The 21,235-nt window shown below is 62.5% G+C and carries 23 protein-coding genes and 1 pseudogene; 10 read left to right on the top strand and 14 right to left on the bottom strand.

The window, feature by feature from the left end; translation table 11 throughout:
- Nucleotides 1-178 precede the first annotated feature (178 nt).
- Both ACTHQX_RS11175 and ACTHQX_RS11170 read right to left on the bottom strand, forming a co-directional pair.
- The gene (locus ACTHQX_RS11175) at nt 179-652 is read right to left on the bottom strand and encodes a tyrosine-type recombinase/integrase (RefSeq protein ID WP_440174590.1); all 474 of its coding nucleotides are present in this window, start codon (nt 650-652) and stop codon (nt 179-181) included.
- Nucleotides 653-779: 127 nt separating this feature from the next.
- On the bottom strand, nt 780-944 hold the full coding sequence (locus tag ACTHQX_RS11170) for a hypothetical protein (RefSeq protein WP_440157664.1): 165 nt from the start codon (nt 942-944) through the stop codon (nt 780-782).
- A 537-nt stretch (nt 945-1,481) separates the two neighbouring features.
- Between ACTHQX_RS11170 and ACTHQX_RS11165 the strand changes: the two genes are divergently transcribed.
- Nucleotides 1,482-1,874, top strand: a complete 393-nt coding sequence (locus tag ACTHQX_RS11165) for a formate/nitrite transporter family protein (RefSeq protein WP_236808123.1) — start codon at nt 1,482-1,484, stop codon at nt 1,872-1,874.
- A gap of 1,288 nt (nt 1,875-3,162) precedes the next feature.
- Here the strand turns inward: ACTHQX_RS11165 and ACTHQX_RS11160 are convergent.
- Complete coding sequence (locus tag ACTHQX_RS11160) at nt 3,163-4,482, bottom strand: NtaA/DmoA family FMN-dependent monooxygenase (protein ID WP_236808124.1); 1,320 nt, start codon at nt 4,480-4,482, stop codon at nt 3,163-3,165.
- On the opposite strand from ACTHQX_RS11160, the gene ACTHQX_RS11155 reads away from it, so the two are divergent.
- On the top strand, nt 4,481-4,696 hold the full coding sequence (locus tag ACTHQX_RS11155) for a hypothetical protein (protein WP_236808125.1): 216 nt from the start codon (nt 4,481-4,483) through the stop codon (nt 4,694-4,696). The two genes, ACTHQX_RS11160 and ACTHQX_RS11155, sit on opposite strands and share 2 nt — an antisense overlap.
- A 51-nt stretch (nt 4,697-4,747) precedes the next feature.
- Entirely contained in the window at nt 4,748-5,263 is a 516-nt protein-coding gene (locus tag ACTHQX_RS11150) for a flavin reductase family protein (RefSeq protein ID WP_236808126.1), read from the top strand.
- A gap of 113 nt (nt 5,264-5,376) precedes the next feature.
- Here the strand turns inward: ACTHQX_RS11150 and ACTHQX_RS11145 are convergent, their stop codons facing one another.
- The 4 genes from ACTHQX_RS11145 to ACTHQX_RS11130 all read right to left on the bottom strand — a co-directional run bounded on the left by ACTHQX_RS11145 (nt 5,377) and on the right by ACTHQX_RS11130 (nt 9,079).
- Nucleotides 5,377-6,531 (bottom strand): NtaA/DmoA family FMN-dependent monooxygenase, encoded by a 1,155-nt coding sequence (locus ACTHQX_RS11145; RefSeq protein ID WP_440157665.1) that lies wholly within the window; start codon nt 6,529-6,531, stop codon nt 5,377-5,379.
- Nucleotides 6,532-6,588: 57 nt separating this feature from the next.
- On the bottom strand, nt 6,589-7,350 hold the full coding sequence (locus ACTHQX_RS11140) for an SDR family NAD(P)-dependent oxidoreductase (protein WP_236808128.1): 762 nt from the start codon (nt 7,348-7,350) through the stop codon (nt 6,589-6,591).
- Nucleotides 7,351-7,585: 235 nt separating this feature from the next.
- Nucleotides 7,586-8,278, bottom strand: a complete 693-nt coding sequence (locus ACTHQX_RS11135; RefSeq protein ID WP_236808129.1) for an NADPH-dependent F420 reductase — start codon at nt 8,276-8,278, stop codon at nt 7,586-7,588.
- 66 nt (nt 8,279-8,344) lie between these two features.
- The gene (locus ACTHQX_RS11130; RefSeq protein ID WP_236808130.1) at nt 8,345-9,079 is read right to left on the bottom strand and encodes an NADPH-dependent F420 reductase; all 735 of its coding nucleotides are present in this window, start codon (nt 9,077-9,079) and stop codon (nt 8,345-8,347) included.
- A 188-nt stretch (nt 9,080-9,267) separates the two neighbouring features.
- Between ACTHQX_RS11130 and ACTHQX_RS11125 the strand changes: the two genes are divergently transcribed.
- Nucleotides 9,268-9,627, top strand: coding sequence for an ArsR/SmtB family transcription factor (locus ACTHQX_RS11125; protein WP_236808131.1), 360 nt, complete (start codon nt 9,268-9,270; stop codon nt 9,625-9,627).
- A gap of 17 nt (nt 9,628-9,644) precedes the next feature.
- Here the strand turns inward: ACTHQX_RS11125 and ACTHQX_RS11120 are convergent, their stop codons facing one another.
- The 5 genes from ACTHQX_RS11120 to ACTHQX_RS11100 form a co-directional block, all read right to left on the bottom strand.
- Complete coding sequence (locus ACTHQX_RS11120; RefSeq protein ID WP_236808132.1) at nt 9,645-10,487, bottom strand: DUF4192 family protein; 843 nt, start codon at nt 10,485-10,487, stop codon at nt 9,645-9,647.
- Between the two features lie 1,964 nt (nt 10,488-12,451).
- A complete protein-coding gene (locus ACTHQX_RS11115; protein WP_236808133.1) occupies nt 12,452-13,498 on the bottom strand; it encodes an LLM class flavin-dependent oxidoreductase in 1,047 nt (348 codons plus the stop codon).
- Nucleotides 13,499-13,507: 9 nt separating this feature from the next.
- Nucleotides 13,508-14,152 carry a superoxide dismutase gene (locus ACTHQX_RS11110; RefSeq protein WP_236808134.1) on the bottom strand — a complete coding sequence of 215 codons (645 nt, stop codon included), beginning with the start codon at nt 14,150-14,152 and terminating at the stop codon, nt 13,508-13,510.
- Nucleotides 14,153-14,208: 56 nt separating this feature from the next.
- Nucleotides 14,209-15,252: an LLM class flavin-dependent oxidoreductase gene (locus tag ACTHQX_RS11105; RefSeq protein WP_236808135.1), complete on the bottom strand. Its 1,044-nt coding sequence runs from the start codon at nt 15,250-15,252 to the stop codon at nt 14,209-14,211.
- Between the two features lie 46 nt (nt 15,253-15,298).
- Nucleotides 15,299-16,027: an NADPH-dependent F420 reductase gene (locus ACTHQX_RS11100; RefSeq protein ID WP_440174580.1), complete on the bottom strand. Its 729-nt coding sequence runs from the start codon at nt 16,025-16,027 to the stop codon at nt 15,299-15,301.
- Between the two features lie 42 nt (nt 16,028-16,069).
- Between ACTHQX_RS11100 and ACTHQX_RS11095 the strand changes: the two genes are divergently transcribed.
- The 6 genes and pseudogenes from ACTHQX_RS11095 to ACTHQX_RS11070 all read left to right on the top strand — a co-directional run bounded on the left by ACTHQX_RS11095 (nt 16,070) and on the right by ACTHQX_RS11070 (nt 19,912).
- Entirely contained in the window at nt 16,070-16,573 is a 504-nt protein-coding gene (locus ACTHQX_RS11095; protein WP_236808137.1) for a MarR family winged helix-turn-helix transcriptional regulator, read from the top strand.
- A 320-nt stretch (nt 16,574-16,893) separates the two neighbouring features.
- Nucleotides 16,894-17,100: a ribbon-helix-helix protein, CopG family gene (locus ACTHQX_RS11090; RefSeq protein ID WP_236808138.1), complete on the top strand. Its 207-nt coding sequence runs from the start codon at nt 16,894-16,896 to the stop codon at nt 17,098-17,100.
- A complete protein-coding gene (locus tag ACTHQX_RS11085) occupies nt 17,097-17,465 on the top strand; it encodes a type II toxin-antitoxin system death-on-curing family toxin (protein WP_236808139.1) in 369 nt (122 codons plus the stop codon). The genes ACTHQX_RS11090 and ACTHQX_RS11085 overlap by 4 nt, the downstream gene beginning before the upstream one ends.
- A 540-nt stretch (nt 17,466-18,005) precedes the next feature.
- Nucleotides 18,006-18,506: an ATP-binding protein gene (locus ACTHQX_RS11080; protein ID WP_440157667.1), complete on the top strand. Its 501-nt coding sequence runs from the start codon at nt 18,006-18,008 to the stop codon at nt 18,504-18,506.
- Nucleotides 18,507-18,524: 18 nt separating this feature from the next.
- A pseudogene (locus ACTHQX_RS11075) lies at nt 18,525-18,674 on the top strand (IS3 family transposase); the annotation flags it as partial.
- 494 nt (nt 18,675-19,168) lie between these two features.
- Nucleotides 19,169-19,912: a YqjF family protein gene (locus ACTHQX_RS11070; protein ID WP_440157668.1), complete on the top strand. Its 744-nt coding sequence runs from the start codon at nt 19,169-19,171 to the stop codon at nt 19,910-19,912.
- A 599-nt stretch (nt 19,913-20,511) separates the two neighbouring features.
- Here ACTHQX_RS11070 and ACTHQX_RS11065 read toward each other — a convergent pair.
- Both ACTHQX_RS11065 and ACTHQX_RS11060 read right to left on the bottom strand, forming a co-directional pair.
- Entirely contained in the window at nt 20,512-20,943 is a 432-nt protein-coding gene (locus tag ACTHQX_RS11065; protein WP_236808141.1) for a hypothetical protein, read from the bottom strand.
- Nucleotides 20,944-20,945: 2 nt separating this feature from the next.
- Entirely contained in the window at nt 20,946-21,203 is a 258-nt protein-coding gene (locus ACTHQX_RS11060; protein ID WP_236808142.1) for a hypothetical protein, read from the bottom strand.
- Nucleotides 21,204-21,235: the final 32 nt, after the last annotated feature.

Here is a 21,235-nt window from a genome sequence, read left to right as displayed (position 1 = left end):
GACGATCGGAATGCCCAGCATGGTCGGACCCAGCCGGGCGAGTCGTTGTGCGTCTGCGCGCTTGTCCTGAAGGAATCGAAGGGTGAGGTCGACGCCTTCGAGCTCACCGAGCCATCCGTTTGCTTCCGCCAGCGCACGTCGGGTGATGAGGTCGATTGGATCTCATCGAGGCGGTCGATCATGACAGGGTCGACTTGGAGCATGGGGCAACGGACACCGGCATGTTCGTGCTCGCAGGGGGTGGCGTAGGGGCGGACGCAGCTGCCGAGCTCGACCTTTCGCTTGTCGAAATGCTCTTCGAATTTGGCCCATTCATTCCGTGTCCTTGGCCGCCCGGTACTCCCTGGCAGGACGGGCGGCTCTGCGTCTGGCAAGTGCCTGGTAGGGCCGGATGACGTCCCTGGGATACGCTGACGTAGCCATGGGTGGTTTGCACGTCCAGGTGGCCAAGGAGTGCGGCTCCGATGTGGATGGTCAGGCCGTGATTGACGAGGTCTGTAGCAAACAGACGGCGGAAGTCGTGCGGAGTGAACCGGCAGGCGGCCAGCTCGGGATGCTCGACAGACAGGGCATCGCTCAGCTTTGCCAGTTCAGCGCGCAGTGACTCCGGGGTGATGACCTCGGTGCGTTGCCCGATCGTCCTTTGAAACAAAAAGGGCTGCAACTCAAATCTGGCCTGGTAATAGGTATCGGGCTATATTGCTGGGGGATGCCACTTCCGTGGAGTTCCAGGCCAGCGCGTTCAGGAGATGGTTATGACCCCTACACCGAGGCAGCCTCTAACCGATGACAGCATCAAGGTCCGCCAAGTCAGTCACTACCAGTTCAGCTGGGTAGCGGGCGAGCCGGGCAAGCCGGGCACTTGGACTCTTCAGTTGGTCCTTGACCAGGGAGCGTGGGAAGAGGTGCTCACCCTGAACTCCCAGGATGCCGACAATCTTCAAGATCTGCTATCGACTTCAGAGACTGTGTTTTACGACGTTCCCCGCAGAACCCTGATGTTCGGTACCACCGGCTCAGGCCATCATTAATTCAGGGAACACCATTCCAAGGCCGCTGAGCCCCGATTCCACAGCGAGCAGGTTGAACTGACGGGCCGGAACCGGGACTATACCCGGCGGACATTGCGGCAGGTTTTAAAGATGCGGCCCGTGCCCCGTCCGGCCGTGGCCACCAGTGCATGGTCCGCGGTGGACGAAGGGACATTGACGGGACCTGCCTCAAATGGAACCGGGGTGCTCACTAACCAGCGCAACCCTGCAGGGCGAGATCAACGCCAATGAACATACCACCAGCAACAAGGAGCTCTCCCGATCTCTGGAGGAAACCTTGCCTCCACTCTGGACGTCCGGTTGAGCATCAAGGTGACGATCTGGGATAAGAACGGGCAGTGAATGACGGAGCCCTTCTGGAAGTGAAAACAACGCCTACCCCCTACGGAGATCCTGTGCGCCAAGGAGTGGGGAAGGTAAGAAAGGGGCATGACTGCGCCGGCCCCGAATGAGATCTATGACCGTGCCAAGCGTGAGGGCGGGCGTCGGCTGGACATGCCTGCGCTCGAGCAGGTGTCCACCGGATTCATCGCCGGGGTGACGATCGTATTCGGGATCGTCGCTATGGCCATGGCCAGGGAACTGATCGCGCCGGCTCTGGGAACTGGCCCGGGGAAACTGGCCGGGGCACTTGCTTTCGGCCTCGGCCTGGTGTTCCTGGTGATCGGCAGGTCGGAATTGTTCACCGAGAACTTCTTCGACCCGGTCGCGACCGCGATCGAACGACGTCGGGGCTCTGCTCCAAGTGGTTGTCAGGAAGCTGGCCGGTTGCAAACCGGCCAGCTTCTCTGTTTTCACCCAGCCCCGTTGCCGCACGCATAGCGGCATGACCACAACGGAAGCCCGCCAGCCAAAAAGAATGTCCAACAATTCCCTAAACAGCAGCAGTGGCGGTTCAGTAACCGCTTCGAGCCCTTTAACGGCTCACCCGTTTCGGCCTTCGTGCACGGCCCGGAGCCCCTACTCCTGAGTGATTTCGGAACGCCGATAATGGAGATTCCGTCGTGTTGGAAGGGCGGGCCCTTATGGATGTTCCGTGCTCCATGGAGCGAAGTCTTGGTCATGCTCTCTTCCGCTGTCTGCGCCCATGAAATGGTCGAGGGGAGGTCGCAACGCTATGACGTTGTACGAATTCCAGTTCTCGGCTGGGTCCGCACATCACTGCTCGGCGCATTTCGTCAGTCGGGTTCCGGCTGAGCCCGGGAACGTCGTCGTCTCGTCGCAGTTGGCCTGCGCGGCAGTTGGTGGTGGAGAGGGATTCCCAGCGCCCCAAAGGACCGCCACACTCGGATGGGTTGGGGCTCAAAGTGCTCACAAAAGAGGGTTTGCACACTGTGCACACCCTGGGCTTCGGATTCGGTTGTACCGGTATCGGACGGGGCCGGATTCGGGATGTTTTCGGGGGAGTGGCGGATTTTCAGGGGAGGAGGCTGGTTCGAATCCCACCTTGGGCACGCAAACCCCCTCGTCAGAGGGGGTTTTTGCTTTAAGCGTGTGTATAAAGCTTTGGCCCGTTGACTCTGACGGTGGTTCGCGGCCGTGGCCTGGCTGGCCGCCGCGGTGGCCTATTCCGGTGTGTGGGTGGCAGGCTCAGTGCTCTGGCTGGTGGGCTCACCGCCTGCTGTTTATGGGTGCGGGTGGTTCCTCGTTCCGGTTCTGTCGGTTGGTCTGGGATGGCCAACACCCGTTCATGGCTTTGCGGTGCGGGAACGACATGACGAAGCCTCTCGGGTGCGGAACGGTCTCGGAAGGCCGCTTTTGGTTGCGCGGGGGAGCCGTGGTCGTGTATTTGTCCGGCCAACGGAGGTGTGGACAGTGTCCACACCTACGTCTGCTTCTTCGAGTGCGCCGTAGGGGTCGCGTCCACTGTCAGGCTCTGGGATATGAACTCGTACCGGCGTTCTCAGAAAAGAAACAAACCGAGCCCAGCCGGACACCCTTCACACCACCGCCTGAGTCAGGTTGGGGTGTAGTTGTCTCAGACACCCAGGATCACAAGCCTGGGCTAAACCCCCCTCATGCCACTAGGCTGATCAGTCTCGAGCGAGCTTGCCCCCGATCGCTTTGGAGTCGATAACGGGGATCCTCATGCTGTTCCTTGGTTCTGCGTTCACTGTCCGCCGCCCAGACGGGGGTCGAGTCCGTACTGTTGGTGGGCTTCAAGGTTCTCGCGCAGGGTGGCTCCTTCGTAGTCCAGGTGGTAGAGGCCGCGTTCCTGGAGCAGGGGGACGACGTCGTCGACGAAAGTGTCGATCGCGTCTTCGTAGACGTCGAAGAGGAGCCAGAAGCCGTCGACGGCGTCGGCTTCGAACCACTCCTGCATGTGGTCAGCCGTCACTGATGCGGGACCTACCGGTGTCGGGTGGTAGTCGATGACGCCATGGGCCAGTACGTCGCGGATGGTCCACCCCTCCCGGGCGATCTCCAATGCCCGCGGGGAGCGAGGATCGAACGGGCTGGCGTGAGCTGCCGCCAGTTGGGCGGGGGTCAGCGGCTGGTCCAGCTGATCCACCTTCAGGTCAAGGCCCAGCATGGAACCCAGGTAAGGGACGCGGGCGGGGAAGGTGTGCCCGCCCAGGGTTACCCGCCGGTCCAGCGCTGCTCGTTTAGTGGCGCCGATTGCAGGCATGAGCCCGGCGAAGAACTTCACCTCGTCGGGGTCGCGGCCGGCCCGACGGGCGGCGTCGCGGATTGCTTCGCGCTGGGCGCGGGCGTCTTCGATGGTGAATACCGCGCCGATGACCCCGCTGGCGTACCGGCCGGCGAGTTCCAGCACGTTTTGCCCGCCGCCGGCGGAGAAAATAACGGGCTGTCCCTGTTCGGAAGGCGGGATGGGCAAAGGGCCGCGTGAGGCGACATAGTTTCTTTGGAGATTGATCGGTTGGATTTTGTCCGGGTCGGCGAAGCGACCGTTCGCGGTGTCTTTGAGCCAGGCGTCTTCCTCCCAGCTGCCCCATAGTGTCTGCACGATCTGGATTGTCTCGTGAGCGCGCTGGTAGCGCTCCGGGCGAGGATCGATCTGGCGGCCGAAGTTGGCCGCCGACCCTGGATCGGCGGTGGTTACCGCGTTCCACCCGATTCGGCCGTGGCTCATGACGTCCAGTGCTTTGAACTGGCGGGCGACGTTGTACGGCTCGTTGAAGGTCGTGGAGCCAGTGGCCACCAAGCCGATGTGGCTGGTGCCACGGGCGACGGCTGCCGCTGTCATCAGGGGATCGAGGGTCAGTTGCGGAGCCTCGTGATCCAGGTCCCCGGTCTGGACCACGAAGTCAGGCAGAAACAGGAACGCGAACTTGCCCCGTTCGGCGGCTTGGGCGTAGCGCACCTGCGCGTCGAAGTTGGTGTAGTTGGAGGCGTCGACACCAGGTGCCCGCCATGCCCCGCCCTGCATGCCGTACCCGTTGCCGAGTTCCGTCACCGCGGACCACATGCAGGAATGGTTCGAAGCTGGTGCCTGCGACGGGTTCTGGGTCTCCATCGACATCAACGAGGACGGAATTGACACCTTCGTCGACGAAGTCGTTCCACTGTTGCAGCAACGCGGGCTTTTCTACGACGACTACGAAGGCATCACGCTCCGGGACCACCTTGGCGCGCCCGCGCAGTACGGGCTCGACCCCCGGATCTCTGGGTCGGGAGAGTGACGTGACAACCGCCATCAGAACCGGCCTGCAGCCGCAGGGAGCACTCTCGGCATGACAACGACCGCCACACTCAGCAACGACCCCGGCCTGTTCCGCAGCACCGTAGGTCGCTACGCCTCCGGGATCACTGTCATCACCGGCCAAGACGACCCAGGACCAATCGGGTTCACCTGTCAGTCGTTCTACAGCGTCTCGGTCGACCCGCCGCTCGTGTCGTTCAGCGTCATGAAAACCTCGACCACCTACCCGCGAAACCGCGACAGGGGAAAGTTTGCGGTCAACATTTTGTCCCGGGAGCAGGAAGGCTTGTCCAGCCAGTTCGCACGGAAAGGCACCGACAAATGGGCGAATGTCCAGTGGACTCCGTCCAAGGAGGGAAACCCCGTCCTTGACGGCATCCTTGCCTGGCTTGACTGCAGCATCTGGGCCGAGCACGATGCCGGCGACCACCTCATCATCCTCGGACGAGTCCTCGAACTCGGAGCGAGCGAGAACCCCGTTCCCGATCCGCTTCTCTATTTCCAAGGCCAGTACCGGGCGCTGCTGCGGCCTTCGGCACACAACTAGCACGCATGCGGGGAGACCACCACCGTAGCCCACCCTGCCGCAGGAATCGCGTCTTCCGCTTGCTGCAGCATTTCCACACCCACAACTACTGTTCTGGGCAGGTTTGCCCAGAATCAGAGAAGGAGTGATTGTGACCACCCGACAGATGATGCTGGCCATGCAAAAGGAGGTCCGACGGGGGTGGGGTGGTAGTCGATGACTCCATGGGCGAGGATGTCGCGAACCGTCCACCCTTCCCTGGCGACTTCCAGGGCACGCGCGGAGCGGGGATCGAAGGGGCTGGCCTGGGCTGCGGCCAGCTGCGAGGGGGTCAGTGGCTTGTCGAGCTGAGTGACGTCCAGAGTCAGTCCCAGCATGGAACCCAGGTACGGGACACGGGCCGGAAATATCTTTTCACCGAGTGCGACACGACGGTCCAGGGCGGCACGTTTGGTGGAAGCGATAGCCGGCATTAGTCCAGCGAAGAACTTCACCTCGTCGGGATTGCGGCCTGCTCGACGGGCTGCTTCGCGGTATGCCTCGCGCTGGTTGCGTGCGTCCTCAATAGTGAACACCGCGCCGATGACTCCGTTGGCGTAGCGCCCGGCCAGTTCCATCCCGTTCCCGCCTCCGCCGGCGGAGAAGATGACCGGCTGTCCCTGCTCGGAGGGTGGGATGGGCAGCGGTCCACGGGAGGCGACGTACTCTCCCTGCATGTTGATTGGCTGGATCTTCGCCGGGTCGGCGAAACGTCCGGTCGTCGTGTCCTTGATCCACGCGTCCTGCCGCCAGCTGCCCCACAGCGCCTGGGCGATCTGAATTGACTCCTGGGCGCGCTGGTAACGCTCCGGCCGAGGCGCGATGGCTTGTCCGAAATTGGCCGCAGATGCAGGGTCGCTGGTGGTCACCGCGTTCCAGCCGGCACGGCCATTGCTCATGACATCCAGAGCCTTGAACTGTCGGGCAAGGTTGTAGGGCTCGTTGAAGGTCGTGGAGCCAGTGGCCACGAGGCCGATGCGCTCGGTTTCACGGGCGATAGCCGCCAGGGTCATCATGGGTTCGAGGGTGATCATGGGCGACTCGCGGTCCACGTCGCCTTGTAGAGCCAGGAAGTCGGGCAGGAACAAAAAGGCGAACTTCCCGCGCTCCGCGGCCTTGGCGTAGCGCACCTGAGCTTCGAAGCTGGTGTAGTTGGCAGGGTCGACGCCGGGCGCACGCCAGGCGGAGCCCTGCGAGCCGTACCCGTTGCCGAGGTGCATGCCAAGGATCATCTGTCCTTCCACTGTCATATACGTCCTATCTGTCGAATGGGGTCTAAGCCCGCGCGTTTCTGTAATTGGCTGGGATTAGTGGGTGGCATAACCGCCGTCGATGATGAGTTCTTCGCCGGTAACGAACTTGGCTTCGTCGGAGGCGAGGTAAAGGATTCCGTAGGCGACGTCGGAGGCCTCGCCGATGTGGGGCGGGAGTGTCACGTTCACGGGATCGGCCGCCTGTTCCTTCGTGATGCCATAGTTCTGGATCAGACTGGTGTAGATCGGACCGGGGTGGACAGAGTTGACTCTGATGTGGTCTTTGGCGAACCACTGCGCGGCGTGTTTAGTGAGGGAACGGACGGCGCCCTTGGATGCGGAGTAGGCGGCGCCACAGCCGTCGGCAGGCCCTGAGGTGATAGCGGCCAGTGACGAGACATTCACGATGGATCCCCGTCCGGCTGCCTGCATAATAGGCAAGACGTTCTTCATTCCCAGCCATGTGCCGGTCGCATTGATTGCCAGGACTTTGTTCCAGTCCTCCAGCTCGGCCTCGAGGATGCCCTTCGGGATAGCAATACCGGCATTGTTGACGAGAATGTCGATGGTTCCCCGTTCGGCGACGACGCCGTTCACAACCCGCTGCCAAGACTCCGGGGAACTGACGTCCAGAGTGCGGGCGAGGACCTTTCCACCGGTGGCCGTGACAGCCTCGACCGCGCGGTTGCGTGCGTCCTCTGAGATGTCAGTGGCGATGACCGTCGCTCCTTCCGCCGCGAAGATCTCGACGGTGGACAGGCCGATCCCGCTGGCCGCTCCGGTGATGATGGCGACTTTGCCGTTCAGTCGTGACATGGTTCGTGCTCCGTTTCTTGTTCTTGCAGGGGGTTCTCGTCAGATGTGGGCCGCTCGGGCAAGAGCCCGAGCATTCGCTCGACGAGGGGTCGCGCTCAGGATCGCCTGGTCACTCCGAATCCAGGTGGAGAGCGCGACGATGACGCCCCGGCCGAAAACGTGGCGGCGAGGCCGGGGTTTTCGTGGGGAAGACTTATGCGACTGCTGTGACCGCCCGACGATCAGGCGACGCTCGCTAGGCGCTTTCGACGTCGCGGTACCGCTTAGCCTCGGCCAGCCGTGCGGCCAGCTCGTCACGGAAGACCGGACGACCGAGGTTCGGGTCGGTTCTGCTGAAATACGGGCGGGTGTATGCGGGAGTGTCACGTTGGAACCGCCACCCCTCCGAGAGAACGCCCGCGTCTAGGGTGTCGTACCCGATCGCGTCGAGGAACTCGGTCACCGCTGCTTTCGCGGCTGCATCGTCTCCGGCAATGGCGAGGACGGAGCGCTCCGGGTCCCCCGATGGCCGGGCCAGGTTCGTGAGGTGGGGGAAGTAGATGTTGTTGAAGGCCTTGACAACACGTGATTCCGGCAGATGGGCCTGCAGCAGCTCGGCCGTCGTCGTCGACTCGTCGTCGAGCTCCGGGTAGTGGCCATCCCGATCGGGATAGTAGTTGTTCGTGTCGATCACCGTTTTGCCGCGGAGTTCAGCGACCGGCACCTGCGGATAGGCGCTCAGGGGAATGGAGACGATCACGATGTCGCCGGCTGCGGCAGCCTCGGAAGGCGTCGCCGCTCGCGCTCGGGGTCCAAGGTCGGCGACAAGGCCTGCAAGTGTCTCGGGGCTCCGGCTGTTACTCAGCACCACCTCGTAGCCGGCCGCTATGGCTAAGCGTGCCACACCGCTTCCGATGTTCCCGCTCCCGATCAAACCAATGGTCGTCATGATCTCTTTTTCCTCTTTCTTAGGGCACCTGTAAGTGCCATGACCTGCGATCTGTATCGGCAGGTGTTAGTTGTGTGCTGCACGGTTGATCGCGACGGTTTCGTCCAGCGACGGCATTTTCTCGAGCGAGCCGAAGTACTCCATGAGACGGTCACGCGTGATCGGCGCCTTGTCCTTCTCGGCCTCGGCAAGAGCCTTGCCGAGGTCCTCAAGGCCCAGCTCCGTGCAGTACGCCGGGGTGCCCGGATGCTGACGCCACGAGTCGGCGATCACGCCTGCATCGAAGGGATCGAAGCCGGTATCGTCAACGAGCTGCATGACCGTGGCGCGAGCCTCGGCGGAGTCGGCCGCAACCGGAATCGCGATGCGGTCAGGGGAACCCTTCGGCAGGCCCCGCGTCTGCTGAGTTTCCGCCAGAGCAGCATTCCAGGCCTTGACTACCGGCCGACGGAGCTTTTCCTGGCTCCATTCGCTCTCGACCTGACCGTTGTCAACAGCCTCGACCGGGCCCCGCATGAAGGGATAATAATTCGATGTGTCGACGACGATCGTTTCCTCAGACACAGCGGCCAGGAGATCGGCCAGATCCGGCTGCACCGAGAAGGGGACCGCCAGCACGATCACGCTGCGATCGGCAACGGCGGCATCCACCTCAACGGCACGCGCACCTGCGGCGAGGACTTCGTCAGCGACGACTTCAGGTCCACGGGCGTCAGCGACGACCACATCGTGTCCAGCTTCGCTGAGACGACGTGCGAGGTTGCCGCCGATAGCTCCGGCACCGATAACAGCGATCTTCATAGATGATTCCTTCGTTCGTAGTTCCCACACAGGCGGGGCAGCGTGGGGGATATGTGGCGGGAATGGCCTTAGGTGGTAGTCATCGTGCACTCATGACATGATGTACACGGCAGCACGTACATTTACAGTAGCCTATGTACGCTCAAAAGTGTACATAGAGTTTCGACCCGGGCATACGGAAGAAGATCATGGCAAGTCGCTTAGCGCACCCACTCTCAATCCCCGCCGAGGATGAATTCGACCTGTTTGAAGCGATGTTCGCACTGACTGATCCCGTCCGCCGTGCGATCGTTCACTACATCGCCCAGGAGCCCGGAACAGCGTGCAGCGGCTCTGACTTCGGAGTGTCGAAATCGGCGCTGACGAGGCACTGGCGGGTGCTCCGCGAGTCGGGGATCATCAAACAGGAAGTGGACGGCACCCGCCACCGTAACTGGCTTCGCCGCGAGGAGCTCGACCGTCGCTTCCCAGGCCTGATGGAACTGGTTCTGCGCGAGCACGAGGCGGGTCTTAGGCGAGCCGGCCAGACAGGCCCTGGGATCCACTGATCTTCGCCCGACAATCATTAGCAGTAGCGGTTGTAGACGATAACCGATGAGGTTTGTCCCCGTTTGATCCGGCGACAGCCTCGGTCTGCCATGCGCGACCACTTGGGGGCCTGGTCGGTTTGGGCGAACAGGATCTGTTGCATGGGTTCGTCGACTCCGGGGATGTCTGCGATGAGCCGGTCTCGGATTGCCGGGAATTGCAGGTTCGCGACGAGGGCATGGCAGTCCTCATCTGTCGGGAAGGTCTTGGAGTGGAGCATGTCTGCCCAGAGTCTCCGGCCTTGCTGGAGTGCGGTGTCGGTGGGTTGGGAGGCGATGGTGTTCACGTGGTGTTCGACGGCGGCAGCTTTGGCCTCTGCCTGGTTGCTGCTCGGGAGAGTGATCCGGTCGGTGGGTTCGATGAAGCTGCCGCGGTAGATGAATTCGGCGTTGATTGCGCTGGTTTGGGTGGAGCTGACGGGCAGGGCGAGGCTGGTGCCGGGTTCGCCGTCGTAGGGGGAGAAGGTGTGTTCTCTGACGAAGAGTCCGTCCCGGATGGTGATGCCTTGTTCGGCGAGCACGCCGGTGAGCGCGGCGATGGTGCCTGCCTGGGGTCTGGGCTGCCCGTGCTGGCTGGTTTCGCTGGTGTAGACGGCGAAGTGGACGGATGACGCATTAGTGTCGCTGGTCAGGTAGTGGGCGCCGGTTCGTGCGCAGGGGAGTTCCTGGCCGGGTTGGCGGGGAAGATCGATGCGCAGGGTCGCGCCGATACTGTTCTGGTTCATGGTGATGCAGACCAAGCTTTCCTGCGGCCAGAAGCCCAGGGTGTGGCTGATGAAGCTGAGCACATCTGATGGTGTTGTGATCGTGAGCTTTTCCATGATCCCGGTTTTCCCTTCACCCGTTCTGTTGCATGACTTTTCTGTGGTTGTTTGGCTGTGGGTGTCGTTCTGGTAGGGGACCACCCGCTGGGCTGAGGGGCCGGAGTGCAACTTGGGGGACCGGCGCCGGGGGCGAAAACTTCATCCGCGGGGACTGCATCCACGGCTTTTTGGAGAAGTTTTCGTTGCCGGGGTCGGCGCGGTAGCGCCCTGGTTGCGCGGAGGACCCGCCCAGAGATCATGGGACATATCAGAATGACAAGCAGCGATAGAAGTTCCACTTGTCTATCAAAGCGAAAGAACGAAGCGGCATGACTTCGGCATCAGCAATGATCCGTTCGCAGGGCGCCTCTTTCGTTGTTCCCGCCCATGCTAGATCGCTCCCGGCCGGCCGCAGAGTTCGGACGTGTTTCAGCCCGAGAGCGGTTTGATCCCTATTGGCTGGGGGGCGGTGTCCGCGGTGACCGGGGCCGTTTCCTTGAGAAAGGGGACGGAAGGGTGGATGCCCTCGTGGATGTCACGCCTGCCCGTTAGTACGGCAGATATTTCTGCTGTTATGGAGAAGTGATCCCTAGCCCCGGCTATCAATGTGTTGGCGCCATAGGCGCGCAACCCCGAAGCGGCACTCCCAAGGGGTAGGGTGTGCCCTAGTGGACGAAGGGGTCACGATGAGCTATAAATATCGAACTGTTCGGGTTCGCGGTACCGATCTGATTGGAACAATTGCGAGGAAGCACGGGAGTGCGACTGAAATCTACGAAACGTCCAAAGATCTGAGCACATCAGTAGTTCCTGTGTTCTTCGAGGCAACGGGCGAGATCCGTTTTTTCGACAGGTCAGTGCTGGAGGACGTTGTGGCACCAGCCAGTTAACCCCGGTAGGCATACCCGGGCATTCAAGGCGTGGAAGCCGGTTCGAGTCCCACCTTGGGCACGAAAACCCCCTCGTCAAAGGGGGTTTTCGCTTTAAGCGTGTGTACAAAGCTTTGGCCCGTTGGACTTTGACGGTGGTTCGCGGCCGTGGCCTGGCTGGCCGCCGCGGTGGCCTATTCCGGTGTGTGGGTGGCGGGTTCAGTGCTCTGGCTGGTGGGCTCACCGCCTGCTGTTTATGGGTGCGGGTGGTTCCTCGTTCCGGTTCTGTCGGTTGGTCTGGGGTGGCCAATACCTGTTCATGGCTTTGTGGTGCGGGAACGACATGACGAAGCCTCTCGTGTGCGGAACGGTCTCGGAAGGCCGCTTTTGGTTGCGCGGGGGCCGGCGTGGTTGTGTATTTGTCCGGCCAAGGGAGGTGTGGACAGTGTCCGCAGCTACGTCTGCTTCTTGGAGTAGCCGTAGGGGTCGTGTCCACTGTCAGCTTCAGCGATATGAACTCATACCGGCGGTCTCAGAAAAGAAACAAACCGAGCCCAGCCGGACACCCTTCACACCACCGCCTGACGTCAGGTTGGGGTCTGCCGCAACAAGCCAGTAATTCCGCGACCTTGGACAAACGAGCGCCGAGCAGCGCCGAAAAGTGATCTTCGGGATTTTCGCGGCCCTGGCTGAATTCGAACGCGAGCTAAGCACTGAACGCACCCGAGGGACTCGCTTCGGCCCGTGCCCGTGGCGGGAAAGGCGGGCGGCCCTTCAAGATGACACTGATGAAACTCAGGTTCGGCATGGCCTCCCTGGGCGAGCGTGGTACCAAAGCCTGCGGCCTCTGGTTTTAACTGGGGTCAGCCGCCGGACCCTGTACCGGCCCGTCCCACCCGCCGGGGAGTTGCGTCCGAACGGCGAATAGCTGCTTTCTCGATAGATGCCCAGGTCCGCAAGAGAGGGTTTATCGCTGTAGGGGGCCAACGAGACCGTTCCTTGCCCGCCGTCGAATTCGTACGGCCGGTAGGTATTGTTCGGCGCTAAATGGCCTGGATGTGTCAGCGCTATTTGGCTGTAGTTTACGGGTTGCAGCCCCCGTAGCAGGCTTCCTTACAGGTTCTTCAGGAGGCGTTCGACTCGTGGTTTGACCTCGGTGGCCAGAAGGGTGATTGATTCGAGGAGGTGTTCGTGGGGCAGGCCGCCGATGTCCATTTGCAGGAAGTGTCGCATGTGTCCGAGGTGTCCGTGCAGGTCGACGATGCGTTGTGCGATTTCGTCGGGGGCGCCGACGTAGTAGGGCCGGGGCGCTTCTACCAGCGCTTCGAAGTGGCTTTTCTCGGGGGCGGGCCAGCCGCGGAGCTTGCCCATCTCGATGTTGAGGTTGTGCCATCCGGGGTAGAAGCGTTCCATTGCTTCCTTCTTGGTCGGAGCGATCAGGCCGAAGGCTCCCACGGAGATCTTGATATTTTCTCCGCTGTGCCCGGCCTGGGCGGCGGATGATCGGTACAGCTTGGCCAGGGGTGCGAACCTGGACGGGGTGCCGCCGATGATGCCGTAGGAGACGGGCAGGCCCAGCTTTCCCGCGCGGGCCGAGGAGGGTGCGCTGCCGCCGGTTCCCAGCCAGAGGGGCAGCCGGCCGTGGACGGGACGGGGAACCACCGCGAGGTCAGTCAGGGCTGGCCGGACCGTCCCTGCCCAGCTGACGCGGGCGCCGTCGTCGGCGTTGTTGATAGTCATCAGCAGGTCGAGCTTTTCTGCGTAGAGCTGGTCGTAGTCATGGCGTTCATACCCGAACAGGGGGTAGGACTCGGCGGAGGAGCCGCGGCCGGCGGTGATTTCGACCCGGCCTCCGCCGGAGACGGCGTCGGCTGTGGCGAACTGCTGGAATACCCGGACCGGGTCGTCGGTGCTGAGTACGCTTACGGAGCTGCCGAGGATGATCTGCTGGGTGGCTCCTGCGGCGGCGGCGACCATGGCCCCGGGGGAGGAGGCCGGCATGTCCGCGGTGTGGTGTTCGCCGACGCCGAAGTAGTCCAGGCCGACTTGGTCGGCGAGGATGATGGCCTCGTGCAGGTTGCTGATTGCCTCCGCGGTGGGGCGGAGGCTCCCGTCGGGGTTGCGCTGGGTGTCGCCGAAGCTGTAGACGCCGAGTTCCATGGAGCGTCCTTAGGCCTGTGATCCGGCGGCGGCCGGCAGAATGAGGCCGGTGGCGTTGGCGCGGGCAGCGTCGAAGCGTTTGGCGACGTCGGCCCAGTTGACGATGTTCCAGAAGGCCTTGACGTAGTCGGCCTTGACGTTGACGTAGTCCAGGTAGAAGGCGTGTTCCCACATGTCCAGCATCAGCAGCGGGGTGGTGCCGAGTGCGGTGTTGCCCTGCTGGTCGTAGAGCTGTTCGATGACGAGGTTTCCGCCGATGGGTTCGTAGGCGAGGAAGCCCCATCCGGAGCCCTGCAGGCCGAGGGCGGCGGCGGAGAACTGGGCAAGGAATGCGTCGAAGGAGCCGAAGGCGTCGTCTATGGCGGCCGCGAGCTCGCCCTCAGGCTTGTCGCCGCCATCTGGGGACAGGTTCTTCCAAAACACGGAGTGGTTGATGTGTCCGCCGGTGTGGAACGCGAGGTCCTTGGAGAGGCGGTTGATGTTGGTGAAGTCGCCCTTGTCGCGTGCCTCGGCCAGCTGGGCGAGGGCGTTGTTGGCGCCGGCGACGTAGGTGGCGTGGTGCTTGCTGTGGTGCAGCTCCATGATCCGCGCCGAGATGTGGGGCTCCAGCGCGGCGTAGTCGTAGTCAAGTTCGGGCAGTACGTAGGTGTTCATGTTTTCTTCCTTGCTGTTGAGAACGTGGGGGAATGATGGGTGCGTGAACGCCGGGCCTATTTGCCGGCCAGGAGGCGCTCGACGCGCGGTTTGACCTCGGTGGCGAGCAGCGTGATTGATTCCAGGAAGTGCTCCTGGGGCAGGCCGCCGATGTCCATTTGCAGGAAGTGGCGCATGTGTCCCATGTACCCGTGCAGGTCCGCGATGCGCTGGGCGATTTCGTCGGGGTCGCCGACGTAGTACGCGCCGGGGTAGTCCGCCTGTGCCAGGAACTGGCGCTGGTCCGGTGCGGGCCAGCCTCGGAGTTTGCCCATTTCGATGTTGAGGTTGTACCAGCCGGGGTAGAAGCGTTCCAGCGCTTCTTCCTTGGTGGGGGCGATGAGTCCCAGGGTTGCCACCGAGACTTTGATGTTCCCGCCGGTGTGTCCTGCCTGTGCGGCGGTCTGCCGGTAGAGGTCGGCGAGCGGGGCGAACCTGGCAGGGGCGCCGCCGAGGATGCCGTACGAGATGGGCAGGCCGAGCTTTCCGGCGCGGACCGAGGACGGGGCGCTGCCCCCGGTTGCGAGCCAGAGGGGCAGGCTGCCGTTGACCGGGCGGGGCACGACGGCCAGGTCGTGGAGGTCAGGGCGGACGGTTCCGGACCAGGTGATGTTTTCGGTTTTGCTGTTGTTGATGGTCATCAGCAGGTCGAGTTTTTCGGCGTAGAGCCGGTCGTAGTCGTTCAGGTCGTAGCCGAAGAGCGGGAACGTCTCCACGGATGATCCGCGGCCGGCGGTGATTTCCACCCGGCCGCCGCCGGAGACAGCATCGGCGGTGGCGAACTGCTGGAACACCCGGACCGGGTCGTCGGTGCTGATGATGCTCGCGCCGCTGCCGAGCTTGATCTGCTTGGTTGACGCGGCAGCGGCCGCGATCACAGCACCTGGGGAAGACGCCGGCATATCGAGGGTGTGGTGCTCTCCGACGCCGAAGTAATCCAGCCCGGCGTGGTCGGCCAGGACCATCGCCTCGAAGAGGTTGCTGATGGCCTCCGCAGTGGGCCGAAGGCTTCCGTCGGGGTTGCGTTGGGTGTCGCCGAAGCTGTAAGCGCCGAGTTCCATGATGTTCTCCTGAGTGCAGGGCTGTGTGGTTATTGAATGCAGGGCTTCAGGCCCTGGCGGGTTCGCGGTCCGCGGCGAGGATTGCCCGCAGCTGTGGTTCCGAGTGGCTGCCGTTAAAGATCTCGGTGCCGGGCTGGAAGGCCCGCCCGGATTCGAGCGGACCGGTGTCCACCGTGTCGTAGCCAAGGCGATCAATGAAGCCCGCCACGAGGGCCTTCGCATCGTCACTGCCACCGGCCAGGGCCAGAGCACGCCGGTCTTCGGAACCCGGCACCCTGCCGTCCTCTTCGAGGTCGTGGTACCCGATGTGATTGAGAGTCTTCACGATGTCCGAGCCGGAAAGGTAGGCCTGAACGATTGCGCTGCTCGTCCTGTCATCGTTCTCGAAGTCGTCGATCTCCCCGTCGATGGGCGCCCAATAGTTCATCGCGTCGATGACCGTCCTGCCGGCCAGAAGATCCGGGTCGAGCGTGCGGTACTTGTGCAGCGGTACAGCCACGACGACGATGTCCGCCGCCGCCGCTTCGGCGGCCGTGACGGCCGCCGCACCGGGGGTGATGATCTCCACCAGCAGGGCGATTTCGTCGGCTGGCTTTGCGGTTGCAATCTTCACGTCGTAGCCGGCTTTGAGAGCCTGGCGGGCGACGGCGGTTCCGACCCGGCCGGCCCCGAGAATTCCAATCGTCCGGGCCTCTGCCGGCTGGTGCTGCGGAACGCTCATACTGCTGGTCCTCCCTGAGTCAAAATGCGTTGTTACACAGACTATATTCCTCACAGAACATCTGTGCAACTTCACGCTGGGCGGTATGATGTGTTCATGACCGAAAGCACAACCACCCAACGCGGCACTACCACAGCATCTGTTCCAGGGGATCTGGGCTGGCACCTCGGCATGGTGCTGCGCGGCTACCAGACCCGCTTCGAGGCCGCTGTTGCCGAGATGCCCGCAGGCATCCGCGGCTTCCAGATACTCTCCGCCGTCATACACAAAGATCCGCCGAACCAGCAGGCACTCGGGTCACACTTGGCCATCGACAGGACCGTCCTGACCTACCTGCTGGACACGCTGGTGGTTGCCGGCCTCGTCGAGCGCATCCCCGACCCGACCGACCGCCGGGCCAGGAAAATCATCGCCACCGAAAGCGGACGCGACATGCTCGCCGCCTACGAGGAACGGGTCGCGGCAGCCGAGGCAGACCTCTTGACCGGACTGGAAGAAGATGACGCACAAGCCCTCGGCGTCCTCATCGGCCAGCTGGCAAAAAACGTCCACCGCACCCAACCCGGAGCCAGCCCCTGTGAAGCAATGGACAATCTCTAAGACTTACGATTGCTGGGGGTAATTAACCTCAAACCACGAACTCTTGGTCGGGTGGCCGAACCATGTCCTCTGCGCTTTTCCCAAGCCTGGGTCCCAGTGGTTCAAGAGCTGACATCCCCGCCCAACCCATGCGCGGGCTGATCGGGTTTTAACTCCTCGAGTGTGGGAGAAATCGACCAAAGATGGCGTGCGGGCAGCCCCTTTTGCCGGCCCCGCCCACTTTCAAGCGCCGATAGTGGACCTTTCCTCGTCTCCGTCGACCAGGGTCAGCATAGGTTCTTAGCCACGTGGGCTTGGTACTGGTTTGGTACCATGACGTCATGGCTATGAATTTGCGTGTCCCCGAGGAGCTGGATCGTCGTTTGGACCAGCTCGCGGCCGAGGAACACACCTCGAAATCGGCGCTGCTGCTGCAGGGCGCAGAGCTTGTACTGCAGCGTCACCGCCGAAGTCGTGAGATCGGCGAGGGACTGGATTTCGTGATGAGCCATGATGCTGAGCTGTTGACGCGCCTTGAGGATGCGTGACCGCGTACTTTGAGATTGAAGACGCGTTGCAGGTCGTTGGCCGATACGGGTTCCATATTCGCGATATCGGACTCCTGGTCTCGGCCTTGGCCCGTGCGGCAACGACGGTCATGGGTGTGGATGCCTACCCGCCGTTAGCGATGAAGGCGGCGGCTCTCTTGGAGTCTGTGGCGAGGTTCCACCCGCTGATCGACGGGAACAAGCGGACTGCGTGGACGCTGATGGTGTTGATGCTCTGGATCAACGGTTGCAGGCATGACTTCAGCACTGATGAGGCGTTCGATCTCGTCGTGGGAGTGGCCGCCGGCGACATCTCCTTGGAGGACAGCGCAGGGATGATTGCCTCGCACCTCGTGAAGCGGTAACCGTAAGAATCTTGTCGACGGGCGCTTGGTGATCCTGTGATCACAGACCGGCATTCCGCGCCCTTCGCTAAAGCCGACACCGGTCCTGGTGCAAGCCGGATGCCCTCATAGCCGCTTTTGCCTCGCCATGTGTCTGTCTGCCCAAGAGCTGCAGGAGGCGTCAGCCAAAGCAGGGGCCGGGCCCACCACGCGGACTTCCAACGCAGAGAAGAACCGCCTTCCTCAGCTGGGTGCCGCTGCCGTTTTAGAGTGCTCCGACGGGTGAATTTGGGGCGTGGACATTGTCCACAGTTTTCGGCTCGGACTCGCTCGTTCAGTCTTCGGACTGTTTCGGATTCCGCATGCTTCCGCGGCTTCCCAGTGTTTCCAAGGGCTGGAGTCCAGTTCGAGTCCCACCTCGGGCACAGTGTTTCCGCACGTCAGAAGGTTTTTTGGCGTTTGGTGTGTACAAATATTGACAAAGTGCAAGTGTGAGAATATAAGCGGACTTTCCCGTCATTCCCATGTCCTTGCAACTGAGGACTTCCGGGCGAGATAAAGATGTTTGCGCCCTCAACCCTGTTGCCGTGCCGGTTGGAACGGAACCGCCGACTACTTCGGCTTGTTGGGCTCGGTAATCCGGAAAAGTCCTATCTGGGGTGCGCTCTGGCCAAGCAGGCCTGCCAGCACCGGATCCGGGCTCACTACATCCGTATGCCCGACCTCGAGGAAGCCTGGGCGCTGGCGAAGGACAAGCCGCAGGGACAAACCAAATTCCTGAACAAGTACGCAGCCTTCACCCTGCTCGTGATCGACGAATGGCTTCTCGACCACCCCGACGAGAGCATGCGCAGCATGCTGCTGGAGCTGCTGGGGCTGCTGGAGCGCCGGTATGACACAGCATCGACCGTGTTCTGCACTCAGTACGCCAAGAAAGACTGGCACCAACGGCTCGGCTCCGTGGTCCACGCCGATGCGATCATGGACCGCATCGTGCACAACACCATCTGGGTCGATACCGACAACCACAACATGCGCCAACACGCCACCATGAAGCAGTAAGAAAACGTCGGTGGGGGCCAATGGTGGACCACACGGCAGGAGCTCCGGCTGGCGATCACGACCTGGATCGAGCGGACCTACCACCGCCGGCGACGGCAAAGACGGCTGGGAAAACTCACGCCCATCGAATATGAAACAATCAACCGGACCGCGCTCACAGCGGCCTAAGACCCCGAGTCAACAGAAGCCGGGCAGTCCCGTTCATTCCGAAGGTCAGTTTGCGCATGGCGGGGCAGTCTCCCGTGAGTCGGTATTCGTTGTACAGACCAGCACGGCCCGGAAAAGTCATCGGTCAGGCCAGACTGAGGGCCAGTTGGCCGCCACGCCAAGCAGATGCTCCGTGCGGAAACGATCCGCTTGAGGAACCGCTACCGGGAAGGTTGTCGTGGTCTGGTCCCGTGAGATGCAGCTTGCACGCGTTGATGTGCCCCGCCACTCAGGCTCATGGATTGGTACTTTATCCATCGGAAGCCGCAAAATGGCTCGAATTGCATCTACTGTGCGGCCTTTGTCTAGCCGTGCGCGGGTGAATTCTTCCTTTGGGCAGTGTCAAAAACGGTAGTGGATGCTGGCTTCTGGCATTGCCGACGGCGGCGGGTACGGGCACCATCAGTGCATGGGTACACACCAAGTCAGTCCCGGCCGGTTTTTGGAGGTGCCTGATGGGCGCGGCCAGTGACGGCCGGACAGGGCTGCTGACCGGTGACGTCCGGTATGTCCCGTTGCCTGTGCATCAGTCATGGGCTGACGTGGTATTCCTTCATTGGAGGATTCCCATGGCAACAGCACAGCGTTATATGCCCCTGGGTGTCGAGCCTGACGTGTATGCCGGTATGACGTGGGTCGGCCTGATCGGTTTCCGGGTTACCGGCACCTGCCTCGGGCCGCACCTGCGCCTTCCCTACGCTGGAACGTTCACGGAGGTCAATGTCCGGCTGTATTCCCGTGACGTTGCGGGGCGGCGCGGAGTGGTGTTCCTCTCACTGGACGCCGACAGGCTCGCGTTCGTGCTGGCCGCCCGCACCGCCGGACTGCCATACGTGTGGTCCCGCTGCCGACCCACGGCGATGCCCGGAACCTCCCGCGGATACGGGTACGAAGTGGAACGGTTCCGCGGGCAGGGGAATTCCTCGTTCAGCGCCTATCCCGACATGGACCACCGGGCACTGGACGGATTATCACTCTGGCTCACAGCGCGCTTCGGGCTCCATACCCGTGTGGGGCAGCGGGTCTTTTACCTGCCCATTGCTCACCGGCCCTGGCCGCTGTATCACGCCGCTGCAACCGCATTCGATGACGCGCTGGTCTGCGCCGTTGGGCTCACGGTGCACGGCCCGCCTGACTCCGTGCTGTATTCCCCCGGTGTTCGGACACGGTTCGGACAGCCCTTGCAGGTCCGGGGCTGATTTAGGACACCATTACCGTGATCGGTCCGGAAACAGAGGAAGGCGCAGTCGAAAGCGGCAGTCAGCTCCCAAGTATTCAACGGATCCGGTACCCGGATGAGGGTCGCAATCGTCGAGATGCCTTTCCTGCGGAATGGACCTTGCAGGCCAAGACGAAAACGCCGGGAACCGTGCGGGCCAGACGGGAACTCCTGAACCCCGCCCGGCCAGTAATCTGAAGGGCCAGAAGCGGAAAGAACCGGAAGGTGCGGGGCCCTTAAATACGGAAAACCCCGCACCGTGCGAAGGTGGTGCGGAGCTTCCCGTTGCCGGCAGCACCTGCATCCGGGGGGGCTGCCGGCCCTCATGTCACTCTTACGAGGATTTATCTCTCAACTTGATGGCCACCGTACTCCGCCCGGTGCGCCTGTCCGCACTGGGCGGAGAACCTCGGGTAAGCGTATGGCCCGGTGATGGGGAATACTGCAGTTTCCAGCTCAGACACCTGTTCGGCGGAGCCATCGCCGAACCCGGAGCCGTAATCGAGGCTGTCTCGTCGTTGCTCCGTGCTTGCCTGGTCCGGGGATCACCTCCACAGCTGGAAGGCCGCTGCTGGACCATCATTCGGGTAGCTCAATTTGGAAGCCGCAGGCGCATCTGAGCACCCGGGTTGAGAGGTAGACGTCCAGGCCGTCCTCGACCATGCCTTCGGTGGATAGGGGCGCCGACAGCCGGCGGAGTTCCGAACCTGCCCTTCCCATGGGCTGTCCGCAGTGCATGTAGTGGCCGCCGAACATCAGCACGTCGCCTGTCTGCTCGGTGCTGGCCGGGACCATGGACACGTCCGCAACCCGGGCAGGATGTTCACTGAAGCGCCGGCACCGGCCACAGGTGTAGGACGCCAGGACGACACCGGCCGGGTAGTCCGGAAGATCTGTCATGGACCTGATGGTGAGGTGGCGGTGGGTGCCGCAGTTCTCGCACATTACCGGCTGCACGCGGGGCTGCCGGCCGGCGCCGTCGGGGCGGAAGCCGGGAAATCCGAGTGACATGATCAGGCGGTGTGTGGGTAGCTGGCGAGGATGTAGTCTGCTGCGGCGCGTCCCTTCATCCTCAGTCTGCCTCTGTGGACATTGATGCGGCACAGGCGCATGCCTGCCCGGAAGGACGCTACGGGTTTGGGTGCCATCCCTTGGAGCAGGCACCAGCTTGTGTACAGCCCATAGAGGCAGTCCGGCCCCAGCGGGAGGTCGGTGTCAGGGGCGGGGGAAGTGGCGTCGTGGAGGAACTGCTGGAAGTGGGAGGTGGCCATGGCGGGCTCTTTCCTCGGGTGCATGTTAGGCC

The organism is Arthrobacter sp. SAFR-023, assembly GCF_051965295.1.
GTDB lineage: Bacteria > Actinomycetota > Actinomycetes > Actinomycetales > Micrococcaceae > Arthrobacter.
Note: the sequence above shows the minus strand (reverse complement) of the source record. Positions and strands in the feature narration are given on the sequence as shown.